The following is a 17,791-nucleotide window of genomic DNA, read 5'->3' as shown; positions in this document are numbered from 1 at the left end:
AAAAGAATAAAATTTCTATTTTTGTTCGCTCCCCTCAAACAAAATTACACAATTTTAATAGACTTGCTTGTATGGCTTTAGTGACATTCCTCTCTGACTTTGGGGATAAAGATTACTACGTTCCGGCCGTGAAGGCCAAAATGCTCTCGATCAATCCTCAGTTGAATATTATAGACATTTCTCACAGTATCGCCCCTTACGATATCGAGCATGCTGCTTTTGTGCTTCGGTCGACCTTTCGGGAATTCCCCAAAGGAACCGTGCATCTGGTAGGGATCAATACTATCGGCACAATGACTCAAGGGTATATCGGAGTCAAACTGGAGGAACATATTTTTGTGGGTCCAAACAATGGGATATTAAGCCTTTTGGCAGATCAGGATCCCGGTATTCTGGTGAAGTTTGCAGATATCCACTTGAAAGATTCCACCTTCCCTACCCGGGATATTTTAGCACCGATTGCGGCAAAAGTCGCCAGCGGAGCAGCCATTCACGATTTTGGAGGTCCTTTGACTGGTTTTCGCAAATTGATGTCCAGACAGGCCAAAGCCACTAGGGAGCATATCATCGGTCATGTGATCCGAATCGATCGCTACGGAAATCTGCTGACCAACATCCGAAAAGAAGTTTTTGAAAAGCTGAATCCGGGTAAGTTTACTATTCAGTTTGGAAGGGAATCTGTGGACCGCCTTCAAAACGGATACGATCAGGTGGAAGCCGGTGATCCTTTTGCTTTTTTCAACAGCCTGGATGTATTGGAAATCGGGATCAATCACGGTCATGGCGGAAATTTGCTAGGCTTAAAGCAAGACAGTGTGGTTTACATCAACTTTGGACCCTGATGCTGATACGAGTTGTACGAATGAAATTTAGACCCGAGGCGGTTCCTGCTTTTCTGGAAAACTTTGAGGCAAATAAGAATTCTATTCGAAATTTTCCAGGCTGCCAGCATCTGGAATTATGGCAGGATCATGATTCGGAAAATATTTTCATGACTTACAGTCACTGGGAAAGCGAAGAGGCCCTCAATCAGTATCGTGATTCTGAGCTATTTAAATCAGTCTGGAGCTTTACCAGGGCGCTTTTTTCCGAAAAACCACAGGCATTGAGTTCAAAAAAAATGCAGGAAGTCGGCAAATGAGTTTGTAGGAAATCAATTTTGTTTTCATATTTGCAGCCCGTTCAGCAAGGATCGGGAATCATTGAAATGCCCAGATGGCGGAATTGGTAGACGCGTTGGTCTCAAACACCAATGAGGTTACACTCGTGCCGGTTCGACTCCGGCTCTGGGTACAAAGGCTCACAGAAATGTGGGCTTTTTTGTATTAGGATGTATTTTTTTATGAGAGAATTCTTCGTTTACGCTATAAAAAGCTTTTTGAAAAATTATCTACTTAGGGCTTTCGAATAACCCTGAAAGACGATTTCAGGAGCATAATTCTGGAAAAGGCCGAGCCACAAAGCCTTATGCTCCATTTCGATTGATTTATTTGGAAAAAATCGGGACCCACGAAAACGCCAGAATAAGGGAGAAATATCTAAAAAGTGGTGTGGGTAAGGAATTTTTAAAGAAAATGCCCTAACCTTTTCTGACTCATCCCCTCGCCGCCCAGATGGCGGAATGGGTAGACTTGCCTGCGGTAGCCCATAGCCGTCAGTTTAGCAAGCCAAAACACTGGTAGCGAGTTCATTTATGGTTTGGACGTAGATCCCCATTGGGATCTTTCTTCCTTTTGCCCATATTTGTATAATGTTTTTTTAGTTTAAAAAGGCGGTCGATTTCACGGTTTGTCGCCTTTTTTCTTCTCCCAATATACGGATTAATAGGGTATAAATTAAAGATAATCAATGGTTTATACATAAAAAAGACCAGATTTTAAAAGAAAAATTTCTCTTAAATTTCAACCCCAAATCCATCAATTCTTTGGCCAAAGAGGCCGGGTATTCGATCAGGAAGTCGAAGCTCGATGGTTTCGGTTTTCTGTTGAGTTTAATGTTTTCTTATCAACGGGGGAAAGATTTCAGTCTCTTGGACATGGCTTCCTTTCTCTTTCAGGAATTCGGGATTAACATCACAAAGCAGTCGCTTCATGACCGGTTTGCTTCACCCGCTGTCGACTTTCTAAAAAAGTGTCTCGACTGTCTTTTGACTCAAAAGATCAGTTATAGTGGCGAAAAGCAGGCACTCAAAACCCATTTCAACCGGATTCGGATTAAGGATTCTACCAAGTTTGCCCTCCCAGATTCTTTTTCTGCAAAGTACAAAGGGTACGGAGGGGCGCTTCATCACTCCTCTTCGATGATCAGTATCCAATATGAATATGATTTTCTCAGTGGAAAAAGTCTTGATCTCAGGCTAACCTCCGGGGTGATGAATGATCAGTCAGACTCAGCGGATTTTACCCATGATATTCAGGAAAATGATCTTTTTCTCAGAGACATGGGCTATTGTACCCTGAGGTTTCTCTCCAAGATTCACTCAGCCAAAGCCTACTTCCTCAACCGGTTGACACCACAGGTGAATATTTATTTAGAACGGAATTCAAAAGATCCAGTGGAGATCAACTCCTACCTTAAACAACTCAAAAAAGATAAGTTGGAATATCTGGAAGTGTATGTTTTTCTGGGAAAAAAAGAAAGAGTTCCAGTTCGGCTTGTGGTTTCGCTAGCCGATGAGACTGCGTATGAGAAAAGACTCCGAAAAACCTCAAAACAGGCAAAGTCTACAGGGAATAAGGTTTCGGATAAGTTTAAGGCAAGGGCAAGGTTGAATATTATGGTTACCAATGTTCCCGCTGAGATTCTGAAAGGAAAAGACATCAGGAAAGTATATTCCTTACGCCGGCAAATCGAGCTGATCTTCAAAACCTGGAAATCGCTGGTTACCATTGACGAGATTAACACCAAAAAAATCCATCGGTTTGAATGCCAGCTTTATGGAAAATTGATCTGGATTATTCTTAATCTGACCATTTTCAATTGGTTACAAAATCAGGTATTACAAAAGAACAACGTGTTATGCAGTGTTTGGAAATACTTCAGGCTGATCCAAAACATATCGGATCATCTAATCAATGCTTTGAAAAGCCATAAAGAGTTGATAATCTTACTTGATCAACTCAAAGAGTTTACTCCTAAAATTTTATACCTCGAAAGGAAAAAAGGAAAACTAGCCTTAAATGAAATACTTACAACCTTAACCTGACGGCTATGGCCTGCGGTAGGCAGGAAGTCGAAATTCGGCTGTACTCGCTGCGCTGCAAATGGCCTTCGACTCCTGCAACACTGACCCTTAGACTCCGCTCAGGCTGACTGGAGTCGAAGGGTCAGGTTGACACCACCAGTCCTTTTGAGACAGCCTCTTTTGGTTTAATTCAGGTCAGCATCCCCCTGATTGGAGATCACAAACTGAATAAGTTCTTCCAGGGGAATTCCGGCCCGTTCGCTACCGTCCCGAACATCTTCCCTACTAACCTGAGCGGCGAAAGTTTTGTCCTTTAATCTTTTTTTCACGCCCTTCACTTCCATTCCCAAGTAGCCTTCAGGTCTCATCAAAGAATAAGCATGGACAAATCCACTTAGCTCATCAAAAGCATAGAGCATTTTGTCCATTTCAGAGATTGGTTCTACCCCAAAATATCTCGGCCCATGCGAGGCAATCGATCGAATGATTTCCGGGTCAATTTGTCTTGATTCGAGTTCTTCAATGATTTTTTTGCAATGCTGATCCGGCCATTGGTCCCAATCAGCATCGTGCAGCAAACCTGCCAAATACCATTTCTGCACTATCAGCTCCCCGTAACCCTTTGAAGTGGCGAAAGCCTTCATCAAGTGCCCCACTTGCTTCATGTGAATTTGGAGTTTATCATTTTTCACCCAATCGTTCAAGAGTGTTTTCGCCTCCTTTTCGGACAATATATTACCAATATGAAGGGCATTTCCAAAAGAGGAGCGATTTAAAAAAAGCGGATTGTTTTCCATTATAAATATATTTTAATGTATTTTGTATAAATTTTATTGGTTTACATATTTCAAACGAAGATTTCATTTAAGTTTGCACAATGCAGGATTGGAATTCCATACAGGTTTTGAGCAATCTAGCCATTACCTCTGAATATTTTCTCCAGGTGACTTTTGACAAGTCTGGGAAAGTCATGTCTTCTGACTCCGGCATTGGGCCTATTCCGTCACTTTTTGACCACAAAGAAAAACCAATCTATTTCGCAGATTGCTTTTTGGCCTCCGACTGGTCAAAATATGAAAATCAGCGAATAAAAGCTTGGAAAAGCAGCCATCAATCTTTTCTGGTTGATTTACAAAAAATCAATCATCCCGATGGAAATACAGTTTCGACCAAATGGGAATTTTTCTTTATCACCGAGGACTTTGGGACATGCCTTGGACTTGGCCATCCTATTGAACCACTACGTCCATATAACATAGGTTTGGGAGAATTTATTGATGGCACTACAAACGGGAATGAACTGGTAGATATTCTATTAGAAAATAAGCTACTTGGATTTTGGGATTTTGACCCTAGCACCAAAAGAGATTACATCAGCAGAGGAGTGGCACAAATGCTGGGATATTCAGAGAAAGAAATTCATAGCATGAAAGAAATTTCATGGCAAAAGCACATTCATCCGGACGATTTTCAGGAATTATTAAGGGATCTTAATTTACATTTTAAAACTCCCGGAAATCTGCCATTCCGTAAGGAATTCAGGATTGTATCCAAGGGAAATCAAACAATATGGGTCGTGGGCTTTGGCAAAACCACCGACTGGGATTCCACAGGCCATCCCCAGAAAATGCAGGGATTACTCATAGATATCACCGAAAAAAAGAAGCAGGAAATCTGGCTTAGAGAGCACCACTATTTTCTGCGGGACCTGGCTTTTCAACAATCTCATTCGTTAAGAGCGCGAGTAGCAAATATCCTTGGTGTTTTGGAAATACTGGACACGGAGCATCATACTCCGGAATCCAGAAAACTTCTTGAAATCCTAAAAACAGAATCCAAACAGCTCGATCTATCTCTAAAGAAAAGTATCAAGGAATCTGTGAATCAAAATGAATCCTGGGAACGTGGAATTGGTCCATTATGATTACAGGTTTTTGATTTTCCATTTAGCTTTCAGATAGCCCCAAACTATGCTGGGGCTTAGGGCTTTTTTCCTCTAGACACCTCCATCATATCCCACATTTCTTGGGGTATCTGATCTAAATTATTGAACTCTCCTGCACCTTTAAGCCACTCCCCACCATCAATTGTGATTACTTCTCCATTGACATAAGCCGAAAAATCAGAAACCAAATAGGCCGCAATATTTGCCAGTTCCTGATGCTCACCCACTCTGCCCACCGGAACTTTTTTAGCTGGATCGAATTTTTTTAACAAATCTCCCGGCAGCAATCTACTCCAAGCACCCTCGGTCGGAAATGGCCCCGGAGCTATCGCATTGGATCGAATTCCATATTTTGCCCATTCTACTGCAAGGGAGCGGGTCAAAGCTAGTACTCCTGCCTTTGCTGCAGCAGAAGGGACCACATATCCAGACCCTGTCCAGGCATAGGTTGTCACAATATTTAAGAATGTTCCTGCCTGTTTATGTGCAATCCAATCCTTTCCGGCAGTAAGTGTGACCTGAGAAGTCCCTTTTAGTACAATATCCAACACCGTATTGAACGCATTGGTAGACAGTCTTTCTGTCGGACTGATAAAATTACCGGCTGCATTATTAAGTACTACGTGGATTTGACCCAACTCGGATTTTGCTTTTTCCCACATCGCCTCCACTTGATCGATGTCACGGACATCACAGGCTACAGGAATGACTTTGCCTCCGTTTTTTTCCATCATTTCTTTGGCAGTTTCTTGAAGGACATCGAGTTTTCTCGATGTGATGACAAGATTAGCTCCCAGCTGCAAAAAATATTCACCCATAGATCGACCAAGACCTGTACCACCTCCGGTCACAAGAATGTTTTTACCTTTAAGTGCTCCCTCACGTAGCATTCCTTCGTTAAATTTCATGTGTTTATAATTTGGTTTTTAATTGCCACATGGAATACCCCCAGATAATCATGCTCCTGTGTGTCGCTCTTTCGACATGGGTATTTCATGTGTTTATAATTTGTTTTTTAGCTGTCACATGGAATCTCGCATGGTCGATAATCATCCCAGTGTGTGATCCCGTAAATACGGGATCATGCTCGATTTCATGTGTTTATAATTTGTTTTTTAGCTGTCACATGGAATGCCCTTTATAATCATTCCCCTATGTGATCCCGTACGTACCTACGGGATCATGGGCATTTCATCTGTTTATATTTTGTTTTTCAGTGTCTATTTCCATTATCTCGCAACCATCTACCTGAATAAGGCAGGCCAGATTTTATGCCTTTGAATTCTTTCGTTAAAGCCAAGATAGCAATCAGGCGCTGAAATTGAAAGCATCTCATTATTCACTATTCAAATGAAAAAATTCCTTCTTCTTATTTCAGCTTCGATCCTCTCTTGGTCTTGTACAGAAGATGTCAGTAAAGACATCGCCACTGACTTAAGTCAGGAGGCGAATCAGTTTTTTCGGTTTTCTGAAGCATTAAATGAAAGCAGTTACCTCGGAAATATTTCCTTGACTGAGTATTTCAGGACATTTCCGGAAGAATTACCAGGATGCCCTGAAATTATCCTCAGTCCCGGTTCGAGAATCATTGAGCTGAACTATTCTAATGCACAGGAGTGCCAGCAGCCGAATAAAACACTCAGAAAAGGCAAAATCATTCTGGACTTTACGCTTTCCAATACTTCAAACCCGTCTTGGTCGATGACCTATGAAAAATATTTCTTTGGAAAGACGTTAATTGACGGAGTCAGATATTTTGTAAATCCTTCGTTCAATGAAAACAAGGAAACTTTTGAAAATCTACAGGTTGAGCTTGAAAAAAATCTTGGTTTTGTAGCCAGCGGCTCCTTTTCCTATTCCGTGGCAAGGCTTGGTTCAAGGCCCTTTGCGCTCAGTACACGAGGACGAATAGAAGGAATAAATCCTGCGGGGCGTGATTTTTCCTTGGTCATTACAGAAGCAAAAGAACAGTCTTTCTCATGCTACAGGGATGGCTGGGAATTGCCTCAAAGAGGAAAAGAGAACTGGATCATCTCAAGAAGCCCCTCCAGTAGCATAGATTATAAAGTTCGGTTCGAACAGAGCATAAATTGCAATCCCGTTGTGACTTCAACTTTGCCAGATGGAAGATCGCTTCAGTTAAATCCATAAAAAAGCCCCGAATTTCTTCGAGGCCTCTCTAAAGCAACTCTTACTCTGTTAATTAATATCTGTAATATTCCGGTTTGAACGGTCCTTGAACCTCCACTCCTATGTATTCAGCCTGATCAGCGGACAAGGTGTCCAATTCAACGCCCAATTTAGAAAGGTGAAGTGCTGCCACTTTCTCATCCAAATGCTTGGGAAGCACATACACTCCCGGCTGATAATTCTTGTGGTTGGCCCACAGCTCAAGCTGGGCCAAAGTCTGGTTTGTGAATGAATTGGACATCACAAAAGACGGGTGACCTGTTGCGCAACCTAAATTCACCAATCGACCTTCTGCCAAAACAAGAATTTCTTTGCCCTCCAAGTCGTACAGGTCAACCTGCGGTTTGATTACATTTTTGGTATGACCGTAGTTTTTGTTCAGCCAAGCCATATCGATTTCATTGTCAAAGTGGCCGATATTACATACGATCGCCTTGTCTTTCATAGATTTGAAGTGTTCGGCTGTGATGATGTTTTTGTTGCCGGTGGCAGTGACGATGATGTCACCCTCTTTCACGGCATCCTTCATCTTTTTTACCGCAAAACCATCCATAGCAGCTTGCAGTGCGCAGATCGGATCAATCTCCGTCACAATCACACGTGCGCCAGCACCTTTCAATGAAGCCGCAGAACCTTTTCCTACATCACCATATCCTGCCACAACGGCTACTTTACCAGCCATCATCACATCAGTAGCACGACGAATCGCATCCACTAGGGACTCCTTACAGCCATATTTGTTGTCAAATTTAGACTTGGTTACGGAATCGTTCACGTTGATGGCAGGCATTGGAAGCGTACCGTTTTTCATTCTTTCGTAAAGCCTGTGTACTCCTGTGGTAGTTTCTTCAGACAATCCTCTGACACCGGCAACCAACTCAGGGTATTGATCCAATACCATGTTTGTCAAGTCACCACCGTCGTCGAGAATCATATTCAATGGCTGTCTTTCTTCACCAAAAAATAAGGTCTGTTCGATACACCATTCGAATTCCTCTTCAGTCTGACCTTTCCAGGCATAAACCTGAATTCCTGCTGCTGCAATAGCCGCTGCTGCGTGGTCCTGAGTGGAGAAAATATTACAAGAAGACCAGGTTACTTCTGCTCCTAAGGCAACCAAAGTCTCAATCAAAACAGCAGTCTGGATTGTCATGTGAAGACAGCCTGCAACTCTGGCCCCTTTCAAAGGCTGCGATGGGCCAAATTCGGCTCTTAAGGCCATTAATCCTGGCATTTCTGATTCCGCCAACCTGATTTCTTTTCTTCCCCACTCGGCAAGTGAGATGTCTTTTACTCGGTACTGAATGAATTTTTCAGATTTAATTTCTGACATGTTATTGATAGTTAAAGAATTAAACTCTTACAAGAACAGCAAAGTTACTGCTTAAATTTGGGAATAGAAAACTTGCTAAAGGTTTGGGAAGGTGATTTCCTTAAGGCCAAAAAACCGCTCAGAACCATCTTTTAGCATTATTTGAAGTTTTCCATCTTGAGAAACACCGACTATTTTTCCATCAAATTCGATTTCACTTTCTGTGAAAGTTTCCCATCTGTCTTTTAAAAACAAATGACTCAGATATTCCTTCCGAACCTCTTCCATTTTTCCCTTTTTTAAGGAAATGTAACCTTGCTCTAAGTGGGCAACGAGTAGTTTTAACAGCTCCTCAAGTTCATAATGTCCACCTGTAATCAAAGACAAAGAGGTGGCGTTTTTGTTTAGGAAATCCCGTTGATTGATGTTCAGTCCAATTCCAACAACGGCAAATTCCCATGCGGATGAATTGACAATATTTTCAATCAACACACCTCCGATTTTACCACGGTCAGGCACTACCAAATCGTTGGGCCACTTTACTTTCAAGTCAGGGAGGTAGTCTTGAAGCATTCTGCGAATACTGTTAGAAATCACCATGTTAAGAAAAAACTGTTCGGACACATCCAGAAAATCGGGCTTCAAAACCACTGAAAAGGTCAAGTTTTGACCCGGCAGAGCTTCCCAGGTGTTGCCTCGCTGACCTTTTCCCTGAGTTTGATGGTTACAGATTACAATTGTACCTTCATTGGCCTTCCCGGATCGGATCAGTTCGAGAGCTTTGTCATTAGACGAGTGACACTCTGGCAGGAAAAGAACATCTTTCCCCAAAAAAATCGTGTTGGCAAGAATTTTATACATTATTTTTCGGTTGGGCTAATAGGGTTACTTACATCGTCCCGTAATATTAAATCAATATATGACAGCAGAAGCACTGAGCAAGGTGATCGTCAAAGGAATGGAAGAAAAAAAAGCTTCTGAAATTTTAGTAATGGACCTTAGGAAAATAAAAAATTCAGTAACTGACTTTTTTGTAATCTGTTCCGGTAATTCAGACAAGCAACTTGAAGCAATCTCAGAATCAATAGAAGCCGAAATACAAAAGGTAAATGAAACACCTGCACGAAAAGTTGAGGGGAAATCAAACGGCGAATGGGTCTTGATGGATTATTTTGATGTCGTAGTCCATATTTTCCTGAAAGAGAAAAGAAATTATTATGGTTTGGAAGAGCTTTGGGGAGATGCCAAAACCACCCGAGTGAATTAAATGCCCGAATAAACTTTCAAAAGGTTAATCCGTTTTAGCATAATCTTAAAGAATTACCACAAAAGCGATGAGCGAAAAAAATAAGAATAAAAGTTTTGTCCCTAAGGCACCTCAAAAACCCAATTTTCAACTTTGGTTGATTATTGCTGCCGTAATGGTACTTCTGGGATTGACATGGATCCAACAGCGCGGGGCAGTGATTGATATCACGCAGAAGCGCTTTGAAGATATGTACATGTCCGGAGATGTCGCCAAGGTAGTAATCGTCCGAAACATGAACAGGGTAGATGTTACCCTGAAACCTGCCGCTTTACAAAACGCCAAATACAAGACTGAGTTAGAATCCAATTCTTCTTTTTTCAATCCGACAGGGCCACACTATGCGCTGCAAGTGACCACTTCGGATAAGTTTCAGACTGACTTTCAGGCTATGGAAGAAAAAATGCCTGAAGAAAGCAGGATTGGCGCTTCTGTGACCAATGAAGAAAACTGGAGCAGTTATTTCGGAAGCTTTGGGTTCCTGATTTTGCTATTTGTATTCTTCTGGTTTATGATGCGAAGAATGGCCGGACCCTCCGGGCCGGGAGGACAAATCTTCAACGTGGGTAAGTCAAAAGCTCAGCTTTTTGATGCAGAAAACAAAGTCAAGATCACTTTTGACAATGTTGCCGGATTGGATGAAGCTAAAGAAGAAATTCAGGAAATCGTCGAATTCCTCAAAAACCCCGGGAAATTCACCAAACTGGGAGGTAAAATCCCAAAAGGTGCACTGCTGGTAGGCCCCCCGGGCACAGGTAAAACTTTGCTTGCAAAAGCTGTAGCCGGTGAGGCAGGAGTACCATTCTTTACACTTTCAGGTTCTGACTTCGTCGAGATGTTTGTCGGTGTAGGAGCAGCACGAGTGCGTGACTTGTTTAAGCAGGCCAAAGAAAAAGCACCCTGTATCATCTTCATTGATGAAATTGATGCAATTGGTAGATCCAGAGGAAAGGGCCAAATGCCTGGTTCAAATGACGAGCGAGAGAATACCCTGAACTCGCTCCTTGTAGAAATGGATGGCTTCGGCACCGATTCCGGTGTAATCGTACTTGCCGCCACCAACAGACCTGATGTCCTAGACAGCGCTTTATTGAGAGCGGGTCGATTTGACAGACAAATATCCATCGACAAGCCGGATATCAATGGCCGTGAAGCTATCTTCAAAGTGCACTTGAAGCCGATCAAAATTGCTGAGGATATCGACCCTAAAAAGCTGGCTGCCCAAACTCCGGGATTTGCCGGTGCCGAAATCGCCAACGTGTGTAACGAAGCCGCCTTGATTGCCGCAAGAAGAAACAAAACTGCGGTGGATATGCAGGATTTTCAGGACGCAGTGGATCGTGTGATCGGCGGATTGGAGAAGAAAACCAAAATCATCTCCCCTGATGAAAAGAAAATTGTTGCCTATCATGAGGCGGGACACGCTGTAGCAGGCTGGTTTCTTGAGCATGCCGATCCTTTGGTAAAGGTGAGTATTGTGCCTCGTGGAGTGGCGGCTTTGGGTTATGCTCAATACCTGCCAAAAGAGCAATTTCTTTATCAGACAGAGCAGTTGTTTGATGAGATGTGTATGACTCTGGGTGGACGTGCTGCTGAGGAGATCATCTTTGGGAAAATTTCAACCGGTGCACTGAGCGATCTGGAACGGATCACCAAGATGGCCTATTCCATCGTTTCGGTCTATGGAATGAATGAAAAATTAGGACACATTTCCTTCTATGACAGCAAGGCTGACGGTTATAAAATGACCAAGCCTTACTCTGAAGCAACCGCTGAGATGATTGATCAGGAAGTGAGCAAATTGATTCAATCTGCTTATACCCGTACACTCGATCTTCTGAAAGAACACCGGGATCACTTGGAGATTCTGGCCAAAGAGCTTTTGGAAAAAGAAATCCTATTCCAGGCTGACTTGGAAAAACTGATCGGAAAGCGGCCTTTCGACAAGGAGACGACGTATCAAGCCTTCACCAACAAGAAGGACAAGGTGATCATCGCCCCGGAAGAAGTGAAAGAAGAGGCCAAAGAAGCTGAAACCGAGATTGAAAAAGTAGAGCTACCGGAAGTCAAGACAGAAAAATAAGTACAAAAGCCCCGTTCCAATCGGGGCTTTTTTATTTTTGCTCCACGACATTATCTATTTACATGCAAGCTGCACCTCTTGACTTTTCTCTGAAAGGAAAAAAACTCTATTTTGCCTCTGACTTTCATTTGGGAGCACCGAATGAAACGGAAAGTAAAATCAGAGAAAAACGAATCATCCGTTGGCTTGATTCGATTTCAAATGATGCCGCAGCCATCTTTTTGGTAGGAGATATTTTTGATTTTTGGTTTGAATACGGTGAAGTCATTCCTAAAGGGTTTATTCCATTCATCTCAAAGATCTCCCAAATCAGGGAGCAGGGTGTTCCCATCCTATTTTTCACAGGAAATCACGATCTCTGGATGAAAGACTACTTCACCAGAGAGCTGGGAATACCGGTCTATCATCACCCGATTGTGCTATCTGTTGAGGGAAAAAAAATCCTGATCGGACATGGAGACGGCTTGGGCCAGGGGGATAATTCATATAAATTCCTCAAAACTGTTTTCACCAATCCCTTTGCAAATTGGCTGTTCAGATGGCTTCATCCTGATCTTGGTGTTAAACTTGCCAAAGCATGGTCAAGCCGAAGTCGAATCACCAACATGGGAAAAAATGAAAATCGCTTCATGAATGAAGATGAATGGCTATGGCAATATTGCAAAGACCTGGAATCCCGATTTCATCATGATTTTTACATCTTCGGACATCGGCACCTTCCCTTGGAGCTTCCAGTTGGTGAAAAATCGACCTACTTCAATCTGGGGGAGTGGGTCTCCCAAAATACGTATTTGGAGTTTGATGCAGCAGGTGGAAAACTTTTGACTTTCGAAAAATGAAGCAAGCACTGATTCTGGTTTTTTGGCTGCTCTCCAATGTGCTTTTAGCTCAGGATAAACTTGAGTACGGAAACCCGATTTCAGAGATCAAGTTGAATAACTTAGATTTGGTTTCTCTCGATACACGGGACCAAATTTTTGTAAGTAACGCTACAGGTGATGTATACCTTTTTAACAAATCCGGTAAGCAGCTTAACCTCTTCTCTCCTACCCGGCAAGCCAGGATTCACCAATTGGAAGCTTCCTGGACGGTCAATATTTTCACATTTTCGGCCGATCTTCAAGAGTATCGAATCATGGATCGCTTCCTGAACCCGATTGCCGAAAACAGCTTATTACTCAATACCATCACCCTCCCCAAAGCTGCAACCTTGGGAAACAACAACATCATCTGGATTTGGGATGAATCTGACCTATCACTGAAAAGTCTGGATTACCTAAGAAAGATCATCATCCAATCGCAGCCCCTCAATTTGATTTTAAATTCTGTTGATCTGAAAGTGACCGAAATCCGGGAGTTCAAAAACCGCCTATTCATGAATGTCCCGACTACGGGAATTTTCATTTTTGACAATCAGGGGAATTTTATCCAAAAAGCGGATCTCCAATTCGACCAAAGGATGTGTTTCTACAACGAACATCTGTTTTGGGTCGATGGAGAAAATCTGAAAATGTATTCGATTTCGACCAAGGTCGTAACTGATTTGGGACCAACCCCTGTGAAAGGAATAGAATCAGTGCAGATTGGTCGGGAGATTTTGACGTTCATGGTAAAAGATGGAATCAAAGTCTATGCGTTGCCTGAAGATTTGAAGCGAATAAACTGACGTCTGACGCAACTCCTCCGAAGTGAGTGTCCCTTCGCCCATCCTGCCGAAGTGAGTTTTTCCATTCACAGCATGTAAAATTATTTTAAAATTTCTTTTAGACAGGTAATGGAAAAATGAATAGCCTGGGATTCACAAAAGCTGAGTTGAAAATCAAGTGAGTGCTGACCTCAGTTTGGAAAGTTGAAAAGCGAAAAACAGGTGTGTGAACACGCTCACTTGGTCTAAAAGAAACAAAAAAATCACGTGAGTCTCGACACTCACGTGATGATTGTAACTTCTGATCCATCGTTTTTTTCAGAACTTCGGAATCCCTACGAAGTACAAATCAAATCCTCCCAACCCCCCTGGACGGTTGGAGGAAAAGATCATCAAACGATTGCTAAATTCTGGCTGTTCAGAGACGACAGGCCTGTATTCATCAAATTCGGAATTGATCTTTGGACCAAAATTGATCGGCACTGTCCAACCATTGGCAGTTTTCTGGGAATAATACAAATCATACCCCCCAAATCCTCCCGGTCGATCGGAAGAGAAGACCAACAAATCGCCATAGACGAAAGGCATGTGGTCATTAGAGGAAGTATTGAATGCCAGCTTTTGAATAGTTTTTGAATTGCTTTGGCTAAGAAACTGAAGTGGGCTTTGACCTACTGGAATAGCTGCTTCATAGATATCAAACTTACCATCCTTATCAGAGGAAAAAATCATTTTTTCAGGACGCGAAGGTGTAATATCAATTCCTTTTATAAAATCTTCCCCATAAAAACAGGGGTACATTTCATTAGACTTTTCATTCAAAATTTGATGATTTTGAGTAATTCTTGCACCGATAGATGGTTTTTCTTGTTCAGAAAAAATTGAATAAACTCCATCATTTTCTCTACTAAATAGAAGCACCCGATTGCCTTCACTTTCAAGAAAACTGTAAGGCCCCTTTTCATGGGCGGGTGATTCTGTTCTGCGAACCATATCTCTAAAAGATTGAAATTTCGCATCGAAAAGTTTGTTTGAAGAATTAACCAAAAGTATTCCATCAGATCTATCCCAATTAAAATCAATACTTGAAACAATCAGATTAAAATCTAAAGATTGATTATTTCCACGATTTGTTGAAAAAACCAATTGAACCTCGTGGTTTACAAATGGAATATCAGAATTTATATCATCGAAAGATGAGTTAAGTTCACCAAGATTGACAGGATTTTCGGGGAATTGACCTGTATTAAACTTATCACAAGCGAAAAGTAAGATAAGGAGTCCAAAAAGACTTAAGTTCTTTTTCAACTTAGTTATACCACATTCATACCTAAAAGCTAAAATCTCCAAATTTCTCACAGGGAAATCCCCAAAGGGTTTGATTGTATGATTGTTTGATTTCATAAGTTTTCAGAAAAGTTTATGGTTAAATTGAAGAATATCAGAAAAGTAGAGCTAAAAAATAATCAGAGCAATACCCTATATAGGGTATTTTTTGATGGTTTTAAATCTCCGCCTCCGTGAGTGTCGCCACTCACGGTTCAATTTATAATGTTTTTGCTTTCTGCCGAAGTGAATATCTCCACTCACTTCATCCCAAATGGATCATTTGCATTGTCTGTGTGTGGCTTGAGAATCAATTGAGCGGAGACATTCACAAAAGCAAAGATTTTGAATTGGAAGATTAGGAGTGGGAAATCACGTGAGTGGAGACACTCACATGGGCGATTCCTACTACTGAGTTTTCGGTAAAAAAATCTCAGCCATCATGCACCTGACACTGCCTCCACCAAGTTTTTCGATGGTCGGAATAGCAGGACTGATGATGGTCGTGTACTTTTCGATTTGCTGGATCTGTCCCACATTGAGCGCATCCAAGGCAGCTTGAGACATCACGGTGAATTTTTCGCCCCCATCATTGCTTACTTCCAGCATATTTCCCGCAAAATTGAATTTTTGCTTGGCCGTAATCGGAATCAATTTCTTCCCGGATTTAGTCAATGATTCCTGCACCATTCTTCGCTCGGAAGCTTTGGGGATGCTATCCAGGCACACCACTGCCAAATCGGTACCCACGTGCATCATCACATTGGTATGATAGATCTGACTGCTCACACCGTCGATCTCCTGAGAAGCTTCAAAGCCAACCACGGAGTACCCCAGAATCTTGGCTACATAGTCCAAAGGAAAAGGATGCGTGCGTTGGGAATAGCAGGCATAAATCACCTTAGCCTGATGGTCCATCACCATGCTTCCCGTGCCTTCCATGTATTGCCCACTGTCCTCAAAAAAACTCAGGTCAATGATTTCATTCACTTTAAAACCCAAGTGCATCAGTCGCTCGATGATTTCTTTCCTTCGTTCCAGTCTGCGATTCGGAGAAAACATCGGATAGAGAATTAACTTCCCATCGGGATGCGTGCTAAACCAGTTGTTGGGAAAAACCGAATCTGTCTTAACCGGCGAATCCGTATCCTCGATCACCACCACTCTCACACCCTGATCACGTAGCAGAGCTACAAATCCATCAAATTCCGCTCGAGCCAATTGTCGGATTTCTTCTTGGGATCGGGAATCCTGCTTCTGGTAAAAGTTATTTTCAGCCGTCTCCGGATTGAATCCAAAGTTGGCGGGGCGAACCATCAGAATCGTGGAGCTGGTCTGCATAACTTAGTATTTGGCTGGATAGCGGTACAAAACCGGATGAATATTATAGCGCTTTTCACTGATGGTGTAATAGGCTTTTCCGTCCGGCTGAAAGCCAATGGCCTCCCCTTGCGGCTCGGGAACGTAGGGCAATTCCTTCGGGCTTCTTAATAGAGCATCGGCCACGGTTTCACCCTGTTTTCTATCCCAATAGTAAATTTTAAAGTAGTTTTTAATCAGGATTTTTGAACCATCCTGACTGATGTCTGCTGCCGTTGCACTGGTAAATGGGAGTTCGCCCACCGCTGTTGCGACTACCTCTTTTTTTCCAAAATCATCGGATTTCAGGCAGAAAACCGTGTTTTTCTTATCCCGCTTGGACACAATAAACAAATCTCCCGAAATAGGATCCACAAACAAACTCTCTGCGTCCATAGCTCCCTCTGGGTAGGTGAATTTCAAAACCTCGGGCTTTACGGTGATCTTCTTTTCGATTGTAGAGGGTTCCAAAAAGCGATAAATCTTCACAGACTTATGGACACCTGCATTATCCCCGATTTCCGCCACATAGACATAGGATTTTCCACCAGGTCCAGGCCCCACTGCGATATCTTCCCAATCCCGATTTTCTGTATCCTTCAGCACAATCTTCCCGATTTCATTTCCCAGAGAATCCAATATATAGACAGTCGCCTCTCCCCCACTGTCGGTATGCGTGTAGAATTTATCAGGATGATTTTTGGAAAAAGCCAAGCCACTCATTTCCTCCAAAACAGGATTTTCAATTGATCGAATCAGAATTCCGGATTCAAAGATCGAATCAGAAACTTGCTGTGCAAATCCTGAAAATGAAAGAAGTAAAAGGAAAGGAAGTATATTATGCATAGGGAAAAAACATCTTGTCCACAGACGACGGTCCACAGTCAACAACTGTGCGCCGCGGCGTAGCTGGTACCAAGGAACTTCTAATCTCATTTTATTTAATTACTGGGAAGAAAACAGATATTCAAAAATACGAGAAAAGGCGGTCTTTCTCTGAGAAGGTCTCAGTCTGCACTTCGGTTTCGGAAATTGAAATTTATTAAGACCTTAACGAGGAGTTTCAGTGCTAAAGATTAATTTTTTGTCAACGGACCACAGTCGACAGGCAATCGCTGTGGACCGTGGTCTATCGACCGTTGACAAAGAAATTCAAGCCTTAAAAGGCAACTCGTAATTCCGCTTTCCTGTCAACTTATAAATCGCATTTGCCAAGGCAGGAATAAATGGCGGAACAGGTGGCTCCCCTACTCCTGTGGGCTTCTCCATACTTGGAATAATCTCAACAAAGGTCTTTTTGGGAGCTTGCGGCATCCGGATGACCTTGTAGGTGTCAAAGTTGTTTTGCTCCTGTTTTCAACATTGCAGCACCCGAGCTAAATTTTCATAGCCATTAGCTGCTCTTGAAGTTCATTTGGAGTCAATAATTGATGTTTTAGCT

General features: G+C 42.3%; 19 protein-coding genes and 1 tRNA gene. 11 read left to right on the top strand and 9 right to left on the bottom strand.

The features are described 5' to 3' along the window. Positions 1–71 precede the first annotated feature (71 nt). The 4 genes from BLQ81_RS13795 to BLQ81_RS13780 all read left to right on the top strand — a co-directional run bounded on the left by BLQ81_RS13795 (position 72) and on the right by BLQ81_RS13780 (position 1,583). Positions 72–842 carry an SAM hydrolase/SAM-dependent halogenase family protein gene (locus tag BLQ81_RS13795; RefSeq protein ID WP_092730992.1) on the top strand — a complete coding sequence of 257 codons (771 nt, stop codon included), beginning with the start codon at positions 72–74 and terminating at the stop codon, positions 840–842. Next, positions 842–1,141 carry a putative quinol monooxygenase gene (locus BLQ81_RS13790; protein WP_092730990.1) on the top strand — a complete coding sequence of 100 codons (300 nt, stop codon included), beginning with the start codon at positions 842–844 and terminating at the stop codon, positions 1,139–1,141. Before BLQ81_RS13795 ends, BLQ81_RS13790 begins: the two co-directional genes overlap by 1 nt. 68 nt (positions 1,142–1,209) lie before the next feature. Beyond that, positions 1,210–1,293: transfer RNA gene (locus tag BLQ81_RS13785), tRNA-Leu, on the top strand. 92 nt (positions 1,294–1,385) lie between these two features. Beyond that, positions 1,386–1,583: a GIY-YIG nuclease family protein gene (locus BLQ81_RS13780; RefSeq protein ID WP_317042031.1), complete on the top strand. Its 198-nt coding sequence runs from the start codon at positions 1,386–1,388 to the stop codon at positions 1,581–1,583. Here the strand turns inward: BLQ81_RS13780 and BLQ81_RS22960 are convergent. After that, entirely contained in the window at positions 1,566–1,691 is a 126-nt protein-coding gene (locus BLQ81_RS22960; RefSeq protein ID WP_262481058.1) for a hypothetical protein, read from the bottom strand. The genes BLQ81_RS13780 and BLQ81_RS22960 overlap by 18 nt on opposite strands. Before the next feature lie 143 nt (positions 1,692–1,834). On the opposite strand from BLQ81_RS22960, the gene BLQ81_RS13775 reads away from it, so the two are divergent. After that, positions 1,835–3,205 carry an IS4 family transposase gene (locus BLQ81_RS13775; protein ID WP_139183637.1) on the top strand — a complete coding sequence of 457 codons (1,371 nt, stop codon included), beginning with the start codon at positions 1,835–1,837 and terminating at the stop codon, positions 3,203–3,205. Between the two features lie 164 nt (positions 3,206–3,369). On the opposite strand, the gene BLQ81_RS13770 is transcribed toward BLQ81_RS13775, so the two are convergent. Further along, positions 3,370–3,981, bottom strand: a complete 612-nt coding sequence (locus BLQ81_RS13770) for an HD domain-containing protein (protein ID WP_092730986.1) — start codon at positions 3,979–3,981, stop codon at positions 3,370–3,372. 80 nt (positions 3,982–4,061) lie between these two features. Here BLQ81_RS13770 and BLQ81_RS13765 point away from each other — a divergent pair, with 80 nt between their 5' ends. After that, entirely contained in the window at positions 4,062–5,108 is a 1,047-nt protein-coding gene (locus tag BLQ81_RS13765) for a PAS domain-containing protein (protein ID WP_092730984.1), read from the top strand. A gap of 56 nt (positions 5,109–5,164) precedes the next feature. Here BLQ81_RS13765 and BLQ81_RS13760 read toward each other — a convergent pair whose 3' ends face one another. Beyond that, complete coding sequence (locus tag BLQ81_RS13760) at positions 5,165–6,037, bottom strand: SDR family oxidoreductase (protein WP_092730982.1); 873 nt, start codon at positions 6,035–6,037, stop codon at positions 5,165–5,167. A 442-nt stretch (positions 6,038–6,479) separates the two neighbouring features. On the opposite strand from BLQ81_RS13760, the gene BLQ81_RS13755 reads away from it, so the two are divergent. Then, entirely contained in the window at positions 6,480–7,280 is an 801-nt protein-coding gene (locus tag BLQ81_RS13755; RefSeq protein WP_092730980.1) for a hypothetical protein, read from the top strand. Positions 7,281–7,332: 52 nt separating this feature from the next. On the opposite strand, the gene ahcY is transcribed toward BLQ81_RS13755, so the two are convergent. Together ahcY and BLQ81_RS13745 are read right to left on the bottom strand one after the other, a co-directional pair. Continuing rightward, positions 7,333–8,652, bottom strand: a complete 1,320-nt coding sequence (ahcY, locus tag BLQ81_RS13750; protein WP_092730978.1) for an adenosylhomocysteinase — start codon at positions 8,650–8,652, stop codon at positions 7,333–7,335. 75 nt (positions 8,653–8,727) lie between these two features. Beyond that, positions 8,728–9,492, bottom strand: coding sequence for a biotin--[acetyl-CoA-carboxylase] ligase (locus BLQ81_RS13745; RefSeq protein WP_092730976.1), 765 nt, complete (start codon positions 9,490–9,492; stop codon positions 8,728–8,730). A 58-nt stretch (positions 9,493–9,550) separates the two neighbouring features. On the opposite strand from BLQ81_RS13745, the gene rsfS reads away from it, so the two are divergent. The 4 genes from rsfS to BLQ81_RS13725 all read left to right on the top strand — a co-directional run bounded on the left by rsfS (position 9,551) and on the right by BLQ81_RS13725 (position 13,686). After that, on the top strand, positions 9,551–9,898 hold the full coding sequence (gene rsfS / locus BLQ81_RS13740; RefSeq protein ID WP_092730974.1) for a ribosome silencing factor: 348 nt from the start codon (positions 9,551–9,553) through the stop codon (positions 9,896–9,898). Positions 9,899–9,965: 67 nt separating this feature from the next. Next, a complete protein-coding gene (gene ftsH, locus BLQ81_RS13735) occupies positions 9,966–12,020 on the top strand; it encodes an ATP-dependent zinc metalloprotease FtsH (protein WP_092730972.1) in 2,055 nt (684 codons plus the stop codon). Between the two features lie 62 nt (positions 12,021–12,082). Then, positions 12,083–12,859, top strand: a complete 777-nt coding sequence (locus BLQ81_RS13730) for a UDP-2,3-diacylglucosamine diphosphatase (RefSeq protein WP_092730970.1) — start codon at positions 12,083–12,085, stop codon at positions 12,857–12,859. Then, on the top strand, positions 12,856–13,686 hold the full coding sequence (locus BLQ81_RS13725; RefSeq protein ID WP_092730968.1) for a hypothetical protein: 831 nt from the start codon (positions 12,856–12,858) through the stop codon (positions 13,684–13,686). The genes BLQ81_RS13730 and BLQ81_RS13725 overlap by 4 nt, the downstream gene beginning before the upstream one ends. A 297-nt stretch (positions 13,687–13,983) precedes the next feature. Here BLQ81_RS13725 and BLQ81_RS22315 read toward each other — a convergent pair whose 3' ends face one another. From BLQ81_RS22315 to BLQ81_RS13705, 4 genes are all read right to left on the bottom strand, one after another. Then, entirely contained in the window at positions 13,984–14,658 is a 675-nt protein-coding gene (locus tag BLQ81_RS22315; protein ID WP_175454235.1) for a TolB-like translocation protein, read from the bottom strand. A gap of 741 nt (positions 14,659–15,399) precedes the next feature. Beyond that, complete coding sequence (ctlX, locus tag BLQ81_RS13715; protein WP_245693268.1) at positions 15,400–16,332, bottom strand: citrulline utilization hydrolase CtlX; 933 nt, start codon at positions 16,330–16,332, stop codon at positions 15,400–15,402. A gap of 3 nt (positions 16,333–16,335) precedes the next feature. Continuing rightward, positions 16,336–17,286, bottom strand: coding sequence for a hypothetical protein (locus BLQ81_RS13710; RefSeq protein WP_245693267.1), 951 nt, complete (start codon positions 17,284–17,286; stop codon positions 16,336–16,338). 216 nt (positions 17,287–17,502) lie between these two features. Then, on the bottom strand, positions 17,503–17,664 hold the full coding sequence (locus BLQ81_RS13705; protein WP_245693266.1) for a hypothetical protein: 162 nt from the start codon (positions 17,662–17,664) through the stop codon (positions 17,503–17,505). Between the last annotated feature and the right edge of the window lie 127 nt (positions 17,665–17,791).

This window comes from Algoriphagus alkaliphilus (genome assembly GCF_900103735.1).
Classification (GTDB): domain Bacteria; phylum Bacteroidota; class Bacteroidia; order Cytophagales; family Cyclobacteriaceae; genus Algoriphagus; species Algoriphagus alkaliphilus.
Note: the sequence above shows the minus strand (reverse complement) of the source record. Positions and strands in the feature narration are given on the sequence as shown.